Origin of the sequence: Nonomuraea sp. NPDC048916, from assembly GCF_040649575.1 — a bacterium.
In the GTDB taxonomy this organism is placed as follows: Bacteria; Actinomycetota; Actinomycetes; order Streptosporangiales; family Streptosporangiaceae; genus Nonomuraea.
This window is the reverse complement of the sequence record NZ_JBEZFS010000344.1, coordinates 1-309: the sequence shown is the minus strand read 5'-3', so window position 1 is coordinate 309 and position 309 is coordinate 1. Positions and strand designations below refer to the sequence as shown.

The following is a 309-nucleotide window of genomic DNA, read 5'->3' as shown; positions in this document are numbered from 1 at the left end:
TGAATCTGCCAGGACCACCTGGTAAGCCTAAATACTCCCTGGTGACCGATAGTGCACGAGTACCGTGAGGGAAAGGTGAAAAGTGCCCCGGTGAGGGGTTGTGAAAGAGTACCTGAAACCGTGTGCCTACAAGCCGTAGGAGCTTACGAGGATTTCGGTCCTTGTGTGATGTGACTGCGTGCCTTTTGAAGAATGAGCCTGCGAGTTATGGTGTGTGGCGAGGTTAACCCGTGTGGGGGAGCCGTAGCGAAAGCGAGTCTGAAGAGGGCGTTTGAGTCGCATGCTGTAGACCCGAAGCGGAGTGATCTA

Annotated in this window: 1 rRNA gene; it reads left to right on the top strand. The window is 54.4% G+C overall.

The features are described 5' to 3' along the window. Positions 1 to 309, top strand: a 23S ribosomal RNA gene (locus AB0C16_RS41150); the annotation flags it as partial.